At 59.9% G+C, this 12003-nt stretch carries 12 protein-coding genes; 4 read left to right on the forward strand and 8 right to left on the reverse strand.

The features are described 5' to 3' along the window. Window positions 1-74: 74 nt before the first annotated feature. From nei to SOM48_RS17900, 8 genes are all read right to left on the reverse strand, one after another. On the reverse strand, window positions 75-866 hold the full coding sequence (nei, locus tag SOM48_RS17865; RefSeq protein WP_320512673.1) for an endonuclease VIII: 792 nt from the start codon (window positions 864-866) through the stop codon (window positions 75-77). 12 nt (window positions 867-878) lie between these two features. After that, window positions 879-1619 carry a 5-oxoprolinase subunit PxpA gene (gene pxpA / locus SOM48_RS17870; RefSeq protein WP_320512674.1) on the reverse strand — a complete coding sequence of 247 codons (741 nt, stop codon included), beginning with the start codon at window positions 1617-1619 and terminating at the stop codon, window positions 879-881. Continuing rightward, entirely contained in the window at window positions 1609-2541 is a 933-nt protein-coding gene (gene pxpC, locus SOM48_RS17875) for a 5-oxoprolinase subunit PxpC (protein WP_319551627.1), read from the reverse strand. Before pxpC ends, pxpA begins: the two co-directional genes overlap by 11 nt. Further along, window positions 2535-3191, reverse strand: coding sequence for a 5-oxoprolinase subunit PxpB (gene pxpB / locus SOM48_RS17880; RefSeq protein WP_128483382.1), 657 nt, complete (start codon window positions 3189-3191; stop codon window positions 2535-2537). Before pxpB ends, pxpC begins: the two co-directional genes overlap by 7 nt. 11 nt (window positions 3192-3202) lie before the next feature. Further along, complete coding sequence (locus SOM48_RS17885) at window positions 3203-3946, reverse strand: type 2 GTP cyclohydrolase I (RefSeq protein ID WP_094420463.1); 744 nt, start codon at window positions 3944-3946, stop codon at window positions 3203-3205. Window positions 3947-3955: 9 nt separating this feature from the next. Further along, entirely contained in the window at window positions 3956-5368 is a 1413-nt protein-coding gene (gene phrB, locus SOM48_RS17890) for a deoxyribodipyrimidine photo-lyase (protein WP_320512675.1), read from the reverse strand. Between the two features lie 7 nt (window positions 5369-5375). Beyond that, on the reverse strand, window positions 5376-6329 hold the full coding sequence (locus SOM48_RS17895; protein ID WP_320512676.1) for a YbgA family protein: 954 nt from the start codon (window positions 6327-6329) through the stop codon (window positions 5376-5378). A gap of 102 nt (window positions 6330-6431) precedes the next feature. Beyond that, the gene (locus SOM48_RS17900) at window positions 6432-6638 is read right to left on the reverse strand and encodes a YbfA family protein (RefSeq protein ID WP_054803727.1); all 207 of its coding nucleotides are present in this window, start codon (window positions 6636-6638) and stop codon (window positions 6432-6434) included. A 941-nt stretch (window positions 6639-7579) separates the two neighbouring features. Between SOM48_RS17900 and kdpF the strand changes: the two genes are divergently transcribed. Genes kdpF through kdpC form a run of 4 tightly spaced genes read left to right on the forward strand, consistent with a single transcriptional unit; the run spans window position 7580 to window position 12002 of the window. Next, window positions 7580-7669: a K(+)-transporting ATPase subunit F gene (gene kdpF / locus SOM48_RS17905; RefSeq protein ID WP_034813094.1), complete on the forward strand. Its 90-nt coding sequence runs from the start codon at window positions 7580-7582 to the stop codon at window positions 7667-7669. Next, a complete protein-coding gene (gene kdpA / locus SOM48_RS17910) occupies window positions 7669-9345 on the forward strand; it encodes a potassium-transporting ATPase subunit KdpA (RefSeq protein WP_315083231.1) in 1677 nt (558 codons plus the stop codon). The genes kdpF and kdpA overlap by 1 nt, the downstream gene beginning before the upstream one ends. A 20-nt stretch (window positions 9346-9365) precedes the next feature. After that, window positions 9366-11414 (forward strand): potassium-transporting ATPase subunit KdpB, encoded by a 2049-nt coding sequence (kdpB, locus tag SOM48_RS17915; protein ID WP_076769560.1) that lies wholly within the window; start codon window positions 9366-9368, stop codon window positions 11412-11414. 12 nt (window positions 11415-11426) lie between these two features. Beyond that, a complete protein-coding gene (gene kdpC / locus SOM48_RS17920; protein WP_320512677.1) occupies window positions 11427-12002 on the forward strand; it encodes a potassium-transporting ATPase subunit KdpC in 576 nt (191 codons plus the stop codon). Window position 12003 lies beyond the last annotated feature (1 nt).

The following is a 12003-nucleotide window of genomic DNA, read 5'->3' on the forward strand; positions in this document are numbered from 1 at the left end:
TCGGGCCTGCGATGGTTGCGGTGGCACGGTCCGTAGGCCGGATAAGGCGTAGCCGCCATCCGGCACGTTCTCGTTTACCACTGACACCCCGGGCACCAATAAAAGGGTCGTGAGGAGAGCGTCGTCTTCTCAATGATCCCGCCACAACGCTCGCACTTCTTCCCGGCCCGGTGAAACACCTTAAAGCGAAACAGCGCCCCGTGATGCTTCTTCTCATCAACACGTCCCCGGGTCTGATATGAGAAACGCGGGATCGCTAACAACGCTTCTGCCAGCAGATCCAGCTCGCTCTCGCTAAGCTGCTCCGCTTTGCGCTGCCCGGTCAGCCCGCTGTGCCAGAGAATTTCGACGCGCAAATAGTTACCTAATCCTGCGAGAAACGCCTGATCGAGCAGCAGCCCGGCAAACTGCCGACGCCGAAAGCGCGGCGAGAGCAAACGCGCTTTCACCTCCTCCACCGTCAGGCGCATATCCAGCACATCCGGCCCTACGCGCAGCAAAAAGGGGTGCTGCGCCAGTTGCTCCGGCGTCAGCAATGCAATCTCCGAGGCGCTGTAGAGCAAAATCGCTTTATCTGCCGCCTGCAAACGCACGCGCAGCACGCGGTTGGTTTCTGGTATCTCCCCCGCCTTCACCACGCGCCAGACGCCGTAAAGCTGATTGTGGCTATAAAGTGTTAACCCGCCGGAAAAGTGCGTTAACAGCGCTTTGCCGCGTGTCTCAATGGCATCGATCTGCTGCCCCACCAGCCCGGCGGCATAATCAGTAAGATGCGGCTGGGCAAACCAGACCTCGGTCAGCGGCTTACCCTTAATCGCGGCTTCCAGCGTATCCGCCGCGCGGCGGATCTCCGGTCCTTCCGGCATGAAAACTCCTTATCAGCGTGATGAAACGGTAATGCCTTCGGCAATAAACGCGGCGCGTAAACGGCGGGCAAAGGCGAGCGCATGCGCGCCGTCCCCATGCAGACAGACCGTCTGCGCGTTAACGGGCGCATAGTCCCCCTCAACGCTTTTGACGCGCCCGCACTGCACCATCTCCAGCGTCTGTGTCAGCGCCAGCTGCTCATCCTCAATCAGTGCGCCCGGCTCACCGCGCGGCACAAGCTGCCCACTGGCCTGATAACCACGATCGGCAAACACCTCTTCACGCGTGGCTAACCCCAGCCGCTCGCCTGCGCGGATCAGCTCGCTGCCCGCCAGCCCGACCAGTATTAGACCAGGATTGAGATCCCGCACCGCGCGAGCGATAGCATCGGCAAGCGCCGTATCTTGCGCCGCCTGGTTGTAGAGCATGCCGTGGGGTTTCACATGCGAAAGGCTCGCGCCGCGGGATTTCGCCAGCGCCGCCAACGCGCCACACTGGTAGAGCACTTCGCTATAGACCACTTCCGGCGCGGTGGACATTCTCTTGCGGCCAAAATTTTCGCGATCGAGAAACGACGGGTGCGCGCCGATAGCGACATCGTTCGCCAATGCCTGCTCAATACAGGTGAGCATGGTGGCGGCATCACCGGCGTGAAAGCCGCAGGCGATATTCACCGAACTCACCACCTGCATCAGCGCGCGGTCGTTGTCGGCAAAGCCTTCGCCGATATCGGCGTTTAAATCAATCCGCATCGCGCAGCCGCCATGCCAGTTGATCGAGGAACAGCCGCTGTTCGCGCCGCGCCTGCAGCGCTTCGTCGAGCGAGCACTGCACAAAGTGCACGGGCTGACCGAGGCGAATTTGCGCCAGACGGTAGAGATCGGCTTCGATAATGCAGGCAATACGCGGATAACCACCGGTGGTCTGGCAATCATTCATCAACACAATCGGCTGACCATTTGCGGGCACCTGGATAACGCCGGGCAGCAGCCCGTGAGAGAGCAGATCCCGCTCGGTTGTGCGCACCAGCGGCTGCCCCTGCAGGCGGTAGCCCATGCGGTTGCTCTGCGGGTTGATATGCCATGGCAGACGCCAGAATGCCTCCTGGGAGGCGGCATCAAATTCGTGATACTCCGGCCCCGGCAAGGCGCGGATACGGTTTGTCCACAATAGCTGTTTCACGCCCTGCTGCGCGCTGAAGTCCCGCGCAGGTGTGCCGAGCGGCAGCGTGTCGCCATCGCGCAGCAAACGCCCCTCCAGCCCGCCGATAGCGGTTTTCAGATCGGTACTGCCCGATCCCATCACCTCCGGCAGATCGAAACCGCCTGCGACTGCGAGATAACTGCGCACGCCAAAGCGCGGGCGATTCAGCACCAGCCGCTGCCCGGCCTTCGCCGCAAAGCGCCAGCCGGTCCAGACGTCAGTGCCATCAAGTGTCGCATCGCAGCCCGCGCCGGTGAGAGCAAACCAGCAATCGCGGGCGAACTCCACTTCGCACTGACCGAGGGTGATCTCAAGTGCGGCAGCATCCGGCGCGTTGCCGACCAGCGCATTGGCAATCTCCAGCGCCGGGCCATCGAGCGCGCCGCTGTAGCTGACACCGGACTGACGCAGGCCGATGCGCTTACCACCCTGCAACGAGGTGTACATCCCCGCGCGATGAATTGTTAACATACGCCCTCCTTGCGCGGGATAAAGCGCAGCGTATCGCCAGGCCGCAGCAGCGACGGCTCCGCCAGGCGCGGGTTAAATAGCGTCAGATCGGTACGCCCAATCAGGTTCCAGCCGCCGGGGCTGGCTAGCGGGTAAATCCCAGTTTGCGCACCGCCAATGCCGACCGACCCGGCAGGCACGCTAATGCGCGGCTCCGCCCGGCGTGGTGTGGTGAGCGCCTCCGGCATGCCGCCGAGATAGGGGAAACCGGGCTGAAAACCGATAAACCACACCCGGTATTCGATAGAGGCGTGCAGCTCCACGACCTGCTTTTCGCTCATGCCGCAGTGGTCGGCGACATGCGCCAGATCCGGCCCGGCCTCGCCGCCGTAAACCACCGGGATCTCAATGGCCCGTGACTCCGGCTCCAGCGCCTCGCTCTCTTCCCACCAGCGCTGCAGATGCTCAATCGCATCGAGCGCCAGCGTGGTGGGATCGCGCAGCACAACGGTAACGTTATTCATCCCCGGGATCGCTTCCACCACCTCCGGAAATGTCGCCAGCCGCTGCGTCAGCCGCCAGATACGCTTTTGCGTCGCCAACTGCACCGGTGGCTCCAGCTCCAGCACGACGGCGGTTTCGCCTAACAGATAACAACGCGCTCGCTGCACTTGCCTGCTCCTTACGCCGGGTTAGGGATATCGATAAAGGTCACATCCAGATCGGTATTGGCGGTCAGCCACTCGCCGAGGGCGCGAATGCCGCCGCGCTCGGTGGCGTGGTGCCCCGCGGCGAAGAAGTGCAGCCCCTGCTCGCGCGCGGAGTGAATAGTCTGCTCAGATACTTCGCCGGTGATAAAGGCATCGACGCCGAAGGCCGCGGCTTTATCAATAAAGCCCTGACCGCCGCCGGTGCACCACGCCACGCGTTTGATGGTGGCAGGCCCGGTATCGCCGCACCACAGCGGTTTACGCCCGAGACGCGCTTCGATCCACGATGCCAGTTCGAGACCGGGAACCGGCATCGACAGCTCGCCCCACGGCACCAGCGGTTCAATCTCCCCTTGCACCGTGATGCCGAGCAGTGCAGCAAGTTGCACGTTATTCCCCAGCTCCGGATGGGCGTCGAGGGGCAGATGCCAGCCGTAGAGGTTGATATCGTTCGCCAGCAGGGTTTTCAGGCGGTTGCGCTTCATGCCGCGAATAATCGGCGCTTCGTTTTTCCAGAAGTAACCGTGATGCACGATCACCGCATCAGCTTCAAGGCGCACGGCTTCATCCAGCAGCGCCTGGCTTGCAGTGACGCCGGTGACGATTTTGCGGATCTCTTCTCGCCCCTCAACCTGCAGACCGTTCGGGCCGTAATCGCTGAACGCCGCACTGTTGAGTTTTTCGTTAATCAATTTTTCCAGTTCGGTATTTTTCATGCTCACTCTCTACCCTTTTCGCGCGGCTTCATAGGCCGCCAGCGTGGCGCTTCGCGCCTGTTTATGATCGACAATCGGGCGTGGATAATCGAGCTTAACGCCCTGCTTATCTGCCCAGACCCAGGGTTGATGGATAGCCTTCGGCGGCACGGTTTTCAGCTCCGGCAGCCAGCGGCGAATAAACTCGCCGTCCGCATCGAAGCGCTCCCCCTGGGTGGTCGGGTTGAAGATACGGAAGTATGGCGCGGCATCGGTGCCGGTCGAGGCCGCCCACTGCCAGCCGCCGTTATTCGCCGCATAATCGCCATCCACCAATTGAGCCATAAAATAGCGCTCTCCCACCCGCCAGTCGATAAGCAGGTCTTTGATCAGGAAGCTGGCGGTAATCATACGCAGACGGTTGTGCATCCAGCCGGTCTCATTCATCTGACGCATCGCTGCATCAACAATCGGATAGCCGGTCATCCCCTTTTTCCATGCTTCCAGATGCTGCGGGTTATCCTGCCACTGCACCTTTTCCGTCCACGTAATAAACGGGCGGTGCTTACACAGCGCCGGATAGTAGGTGATGAGATGGCGATAAAATTCGCGCCAGATAAGCTCACTCAGCCACACCGCGCCCGGCCCGCCCTCCAGCACACCCGGCTGCTCAGCGAGCAAGCGATGCAGACACTGGCGCGGCGAGAGCGCGCCGATGGCGAGGCTGGCGGATAGACGACTGGTGCCCTCAATAGCCGGGAAATCGCGCTGCTGCTCATACTCTGCCACCTGATGCTGGCAGAAGTGGCGCAAGCGGGCGATGGCCTGCTTCTCATCCGGCGGGAAAAGCTTTTCGTCAAAGGGCTGTTGCGGGTAGTTGAGCGACAGCGGCTCCACCTTGAGCGCTCCGCCTTCGCGCGGCTGCGGCGCAGCGACGCACTCCGGCAGATCCTCTTTTAAACGGCGCAAAAAGGCGTTTTTAAAGGGGGTGAAGACCTTAAACATCTCGCGATTGCCGGTCATCACGCTGCCGGGTGCCAGCATCACGCTGTCATCAAACCCCTGGCAGGCGACGTTAGGCAGCGCTTTCTCCACCGCCGCATCGCGCTGGCGCTCGTTAAGCTCGTATTGATAGTTGTAAAACAGGTGGCTGACCTGCTGCTGTTCGCAGACCTCAGCGACTGCCTGCACGCTGGCGGCAAAGTCATCCACTTCGCGGTAGATAAGCTCAATGCCGCGCTCGGCGAGCGCCTGTTGCAGCGCATTGAGATGGGACTCAATCAGTGCAGCCTGTCGCGGTGCCATCAGGTGCTGCTGCCACTGCTTCGGCGTGGCGATAAAGAGGGCTTTTACTGTTGCGTTCGCGCTGCGGCAGGCCGCCGCCAGCGCGAAGTTATCGTGCACGCGCAAATCCGTGCGAAACCAGACCAGATGGGTGGTCATAATGCTCCTAATGTCCGTAACGTAAGCGCAGCGCTTCCGGCCAGGGGTCAAAATAGCGCTGTCCGGAGAGATAAGCGTCCGGGAACTCAGCCATATAGTGTTTCAGTAAGGTGACGGGCGCCAGCAGCGGCTGAATGCCCTGGCGGTAGCTGTCGATCAGCTTCGACAGCTCTTCACGCTGGCGGGCATTGAGCTGCTTGCGGAAGTAGCCCTGCACATGCATCAGCACATTGGTGTGGTTACGGCGGGTTGCCTGGTGTGAGAGCAGATCCATCAGGCGCTGGCGATACTCCACAAACCACTCGTCGAGAGAGGCCCACTCATGGATGGCGGCGACAAAACGCCCCAGCTCGCGGTACTTCGGCTGAGAGTGCGCCAGCAGCAGCAGCTTATAGCGGCTGTGGTAGGCGATCAGTTCGCCACGCGTCAGGCCGCGCTCGCGCACGCTGTTAAGTTCATGCAGGGCGTAAATACGCTCAACAAAGTTCTCACGGATGTGGGGATCGTGCAGGCGACCATCCTCTTCCACCGGCAGCCACGGATGGGTCTCCATCAGAATGTCGGTAAAGATGCCGCGCCCGGCTTTGCGGTTGTTTTTGCCATCCGCGTCGTATATGCGCACCCGCTCCATGCCGCAGGAGGGGGATTTGGCGCAGACGATGTAGCCGCACAAATGGTCGAGACGGCTGACGCGCTCGCGGGAGAAGTGCGCCATCTGCTCGGTTAAATCTCCTTCCCGCTTGTCGCTAAAGCGCAGCGAAACTCCGCTCTCCTCTTTGACCAACCGCAGCGCCGGACGTGGCACCGGCAGGCCAATGGCCATCTCCGGGCAGACTGGCTCAAAACGCATCCACGGTGATAGCTCTTCAACTGCGAAGGCAAGCCGCTTATGGCCGCCGTCAAAACGGACTTGTTCCCCTAATAAACAGGCACTGATGCCGACAGGGATTTTCTCACTCATAGCGACTCCTTGATTAGACATAATCATTGTAGTCAAAGGCCGCAGGTAAAAAAAAGCCACCGCAAGTGCGGTGGCGCGATCGGGTTGCTGTGTGTAGCCCGATTAATAAAAGTCGCAGGTTGCTTTTTCTGCTTGATCCATCCATACCGGTTTCTCGCTGGTCTTAGCCCAGACGCGGTGCAGATAGCTGTAGAACCGTGCGCGATCCTTCCAGAACAACATCACCGGCAGTGCCAGCAGGCCCGCCGCAACGGCGAAAGCACGACGCATCAGCACAATGTGCGCTGGAAACATTTTGTATGTGTTCATAAATCTCTCCCCTTTGTCAGGCCGGTATCGGGCACAGGAAAAAAGTTACCGCAGCGGTAAGTGAGTAACGAAAAAACGCTGCGAGACTGAAATCTGCTCAAAATAATACCGGTTTGTTTGTAATTTTACTACTCATCCGACCACTATTTTTAGCTGATGCGCATTTATTTACACGCAATCCGTAAATAAGTTACAAAGAGGTTAAATTAATAATAACCATCGGTTAAATAATGGTTTTGAATGTTGCATTTGCGAAACGGAGCCGCTGGAGCAATCGGAACCGTGTAGGCCGGATAAGCGGTACGCGCCATCCGGCAACAGGCGTTGCATGTTGCACTGGTGGAAGGGTTCCGTTCACCATACGTGGTGGGGTTTCATTGACCTTTTATGCGGTGAACGGGACAAGGGGGGGACCGCTCCCCCCTTGTCAATCCCCGCGGCCCCGCGAGGAAATCGGTGCTGCGCACTGCGCTCACCTCCCGCGTGCCTGACTGTGGCCGGCTCGACTCGACTTGCTCGCCCGTACCGGGACTCGCTCCCTGTCTCGGTTCGCCTCTGTCCGCCATCCATGGCGTCCAGACCTTGTCATTCACGCTTCGGTTCGCCGATTTCAGCGGGGACACAACCCCATCGCTGTCATTTTGCAGATAACAGCAAAGTCGGTATCGCTGATACATTGCCGGATGGCGCTGGCGCTTATCCGGCCTACGCCGTTTCAGCGGTCTCCGTTTTTGTAGGCCGGATAAGGCGGAGCCGCCATCCGGCAAATGTGCCGCGGTGATAATGCCGGATGGCGCGTAAACGCTTATCCGGCCTACAAAACGTTCATTTCCCATCCATTTTTATACTTTTTTTACACCTCGCCCGGGGATTTTTGCGAAATCTTTGCGCCTGAAAAATTAGCCTCTCTGCACATCCTTAAATCACCCCGGAGGTGAACTGTGAGTGCAGGCGTGCTAATCGGCATCGTGCTGGTTTTCCTGTTATTGGGCTACCTGATTTACGCCCTGTTAAACGCGGAGGCATTTTAATGGCCGCTCAAGCGTTTCTTCTGGTTGCCGGCTTTTTGCTGGTGCTGTTCCTGCTGGCGCGCCCGCTTGGTTCGCTGCTGGCGAAGCTGATTTCCGGTCAGCCTTTGCCGGGCGTTGGCGTGGTGGAAAACCTGCTCTGGCGCGGGTTGGGTATCGACACCCGAGAAATGAGCTGGCGGCACTACCTGCTGGCGATCCTGTGGCTCAATCTGCTGGGCCTCGCCCTGCTGTTTGCCCTGCTGATGCTGCAAGGCATCCTGCCGCTGAACCCGCAGAACCTGCCTGGCCTCTCCTGGCACCTGGCACTCAACACTGCGGTCAGCTTTGTCAGCAATACCAACTGGCAATCCTACGCCGGTGAAAGCACGCTGAGTTACTTGAGCCAGATGGTCGGCCTGACGGTGCAGAACTTCCTCTCTGCCGCCACCGGCATCGCGGTAGTGTTTGCCCTGATCCGCGCCTTCGCCCGCCGCAGCATGGAGACGCTGGGCAACGCGTGGGTCGATCTGACGCGCATTACGCTCTGGGTATTGCTGCCGCTGGCGCTGCTGATCGCCCTCTTTTTCATCCAGCAAGGCACGCTGCAAAACCTGCTCCCCTACCAGCCCTACACCTCTCTCGAAGGGGTTCAGCACCTGATGCCAATGGGCCCGGTCGCCTCGCAGGAAGCGATTAAAATGCTTGGCACCAACGGCGGCGGTTTCTTTAACGCCAACTCCTCCCATCCGTTTGAAAACCCTACCGCGCTGACCAACTTTGTGCAGATGCTGGCGATCTTCCTGATCCCTGCCGCGCTCTGTTTCGCCTTTGGTGAAGCGGTGAGTGACCGTCGCCAGGGGCAGATGCTGCTGTGGGCGATGTCGATAATCTTTGTCGTCTGTGTGGCAATTGTGATGCGGGCCGAGTGGCTAGGTAACCCGCACTTCCTGACGCTCGGCGGCGACAGCACCATCAACATGGAAGGTAAAGAGAGCCGCTTCGGCATTCTCGCCAGCAGCCTTTATGCCGTGGTGACTACCGCTGCTTCCTGCGGTGCGGTCAACGCCATGCATGACTCCTTTACCGCACTCGGCGGCATGATCCCGATGTGGTTAATGCAGATTGGCGAAGTGGTGTTTGGCGGCGTCGGCTCAGGTCTCTACGGCATGCTGCTGTTTGTCCTGCTGGCGGTGTTTATCGCCGGGCTGATGATTGGCCGCACGCCGGAGTTCCTCGGTAAAAAAATTGATGTCCGCGAAATGAAGATGACCGCACTGGCGATCCTCGTCACTCCGGCGCTGGTGTTGATTGGCACGGCGCTGGCGATGATGACCGACGCCGGGCGCAGCGGCATGTTCAACCCCGGCATTCATGGCTTTAGTGAAGTGCTGTATGCCGTCTCCTCCGCCGCCAACAACAACGGCAGCGCCTTTGGTGGCCTGAGCGCCAACACGCCTTTCTGGAACTGTCTGCTCGCCTTCTGCATGTTTTTCGGCCGCTTCGGTGTGATTGTGCCGGTGCTGGCGATTGCTGGCTCGCTGGTGAGTAAAAAGATACAGCCCACCAGTTCCGGCACCCTGCCGACCCACGGCCCGCTCTTTATTGGCCTGCTGATCGGCACCGTGCTGCTGGTTGGCGCATTGACCTTTATTCCTGCCCTGGCCCTTGGTCCGGTGGCGGAATACCTTCAGTTTTGAGTCTGGCGGAGACCACTATTATGAGTCGCAAACAACTGGCCCTGTTTGACGCGAACCTTGTTCGCCAGGCGCTGATGGGTTCCTTAACCAAATTAAGCCCGCAGGTGCAGTGGCGTAACCCGGTGATGTTTATCGTCTGGATCGGCAGCCTGCTCACCACCTTGTTGGCAATCGCTATGGCAACCGGTCACCTGGTCGGTAACGCGTGGTTTACCGGTGCGATCAGCCTCTGGCTGTGGGTGACGGTGCTGTTTGCCAACTTCGCCGAAGCGCTGGCGGAAGGGCGCAGTAAAGCGCAGGCCAACAGCCTGAAAGGGGTGAAAAAGACGGTCTTTGCCCGCAAACTGCGCGCGCCACAGCACGATGCACCGATGGATCATGTTCCGGCAGATGAGTTACGCAAAGGGGATATCGTGCTGGTTGAAGCAGGCGACATTATTCCCTGCGACGGCGAGGTGATCGAGGGCGGCGCGTCGGTGGATGAGAGCGCCATTACCGGTGAATCCGCGCCGGTGATCCGCGAGTCCGGTGGCGATTTTGCCTCCGTGACCGGCGGCACGCGCATCCTCTCTGACTGGCTGGTGATCCAGTGCAGCGTTAACCCAGGCGAAACCTTTCTCGATCGCATGATCGCCATGGTTGAAGGTGCCCAGCGCCGCAAAACGCCTAATGAGATCGCGCTGACCATTCTGCTGGTGGCGCTGACTATTGTCTTTCTGCTGGCGACCGCCACGCTGTGGCCCTTCTCCCTTTACGGTGGCACGGCGGTCAGCGTCACGGTGCTGGTTGCGCTGCTGGTCTGCCTGATCCCGACCACCATCGGCGGCCTGCTGTCGGCGATTGGCGTGGCGGGGATGAGCCGCATGCTGGGTGCGAATGTGATCGCCACCAGCGGTCGCGCCGTCGAGGCAGCGGGCGATGTCGATGTGCTGCTGCTGGATAAAACCGGCACCATCACCCTCGGCAACCGCCAGGCGTCGGACTTTCTGCCCGCGCGCGGCGTCGATGAGAAGACGCTGGCCGATGCTGCCCAGCTCTCTTCGTTGGCCGATGAAACCCCGGAAGGGCGCAGCATTGTGATCCTCGCCAAGCAGCGCTTTAACCTGCGCGAGCGGGATATGCAGAGCCTGCAAGCCACCTTCGTCCCCTTTACCGCGCAAACGCGCATGAGCGGAATTAACGTGCAGGATCGCATGATCCGCAAAGGCTCAGTGGATGCCATTCGTCGCCATATCGAGGCCAATGGCGGTACTTTCCCGGCGGATGTTGAGACGGTGGTGGAAAATGTGGCCCGCCAGGGCGCGACGCCGCTGGTGGTAGCGGAAGGGGCTAACGTACTGGGCGTTATCGCGCTGAAAGATATCGTCAAAGGCGGCATTAAAGAGCGCTTCGCCCAGTTGCGTAAGATGGGCATCAAAACGGTGATGATCACCGGCGATAACCGCTTAACCGCCGCGGCAATTGCCGCCGAAGCGGGCGTGGATGACTTCCTCGCCGAAGCGACGCCGGAAGCGAAGCTGGCGCTGATTCGTCAATACCAGGCCGAAGGTCGGCTGGTGGCGATGACCGGCGACGGCACCAACGATGCCCCGGCGCTGGCGCAGGCGGATGTCGCGGTGGCAATGAACTCTGGTACCCAGGCGGCGAAAGAGGCGGGGAACATGGTCGATCTCGACTCGAACCCGACCAAGCTGATTGAGGTGGTGCATATCGGCAAACAGATGCTGATGACGCGCGGATCGCTCACCACCTTCAGTATTGCCAATGACGTGGCGAAGTATTTTGCCATCATCCCTGCGGCGTTTGCGGCCACCTATCCGCAGCTCAACGCGCTGAACGTGATGCATCTGCACTCCCCCTCTTCGGCGATTTTGAGTGCGGTGATCTTTAACGCGCTGGTGATTGTGTTCCTCATCCCGCTGGCGCTGAAAGGCGTGAGCTACAAGCCGCTGACCGCCTCGGCGATGCTGCGCCGCAACTTGTGGATTTACGGTCTGGGCGGTCTGCTGGTGCCGTTTATCGGTATCAAAGCAATCGATCTGCTGCTCACGCTGTTTGGCCTGGTTTAAGGAGTGAAAAAGATGGCTTTATTACGTCCCGCCTTTCTGCTTTTAATACTGCTGACGTTTATTACCGGCGGGCTTTACCCGCTGCTGACCACCGCCCTTGGGCAGTGGTGGTTTCACGACCAGGCGAACGGCTCGCTGATCGAGCAAGGCGACACGGTGCGCGGCTCCCGCCTGCTGGGCCAGGATTTTACCGCGCCGGGCTATTTTCACGGTCGCCCTTCCGTGACCGCCGATGCGCCTTATAATCCGATGGCTTCGGGCGGCAGTAATCTGGCGGGCAGCAACCCGGAGCTGGATAAGCAGGTGGCCGAACGCGTGGCGCAGCTGCGCGCGGCAAACCCGCACTCACCAAAAGCGATTCCGGTGGAGCTGTTAACCACCTCCGCCAGCGGGCTGGATGGTCAACTCTCGCCGCAGGCGGCCAGCTGGCAGATCCCGCGCGTGGCGCAAGCGCGCGGCTTGTCGGTGCAGACGGTCAATGATTTGGTTAATAGATACACCGATACACCGCTGGTTAACTTCCTCGGTCAGCCGGTGGTGAATGTGGTTGAACTTAATCTGGCGCTGGATGCGCTGAAGGACAAATAAC

Source organism: Kosakonia sp. CFBP8986, assembly GCF_034044935.1.
Lineage (GTDB): Bacteria > Pseudomonadota > Gammaproteobacteria > Enterobacterales > Enterobacteriaceae > Kosakonia > Kosakonia cowanii.

Coding starts and splice junctions, on each gene's coding strand:
- nei (WP_320512673.1), bottom strand. CDS start 866: ATGCCGGAAGGACCGGAGATCCGCCGCGCGGCGGATACGCTGGAAGCC.
- pxpA (WP_320512674.1), bottom strand. CDS start 1,619: ATGCGGATTGATTTAAACGCCGATATCGGCGAAGGCTTTGCCGACAAC.
- pxpC (WP_319551627.1), bottom strand. CDS start 2,541: ATGTTAACAATTCATCGCGCGGGGATGTACACCTCGTTGCAGGGTGGT.
- SOM48_RS17885 (WP_094420463.1), bottom strand. CDS start 3,946: ATGAAAAATACCGAACTGGAAAAATTGATTAACGAAAAACTCAACAGT.
- phrB (WP_320512675.1), bottom strand. CDS start 5,368: ATGACCACCCATCTGGTCTGGTTTCGCACGGATTTGCGCGTGCACGAT.
- SOM48_RS17895 (WP_320512676.1), bottom strand. CDS start 6,329: ATGAGTGAGAAAATCCCTGTCGGCATCAGTGCCTGTTTATTAGGGGAA.
- SOM48_RS17900 (WP_054803727.1), bottom strand. CDS start 6,638: ATGAACACATACAAAATGTTTCCAGCGCACATTGTGCTGATGCGTCGT.
- kdpA (WP_315083231.1), top strand. CDS start 7,669: ATGGCCGCTCAAGCGTTTCTTCTGGTTGCCGGCTTTTTGCTGGTGCTG.
- kdpB (WP_076769560.1), top strand. CDS start 9,366: ATGAGTCGCAAACAACTGGCCCTGTTTGACGCGAACCTTGTTCGCCAG.
- kdpC (WP_320512677.1), top strand. CDS start 11,427: ATGGCTTTATTACGTCCCGCCTTTCTGCTTTTAATACTGCTGACGTTT.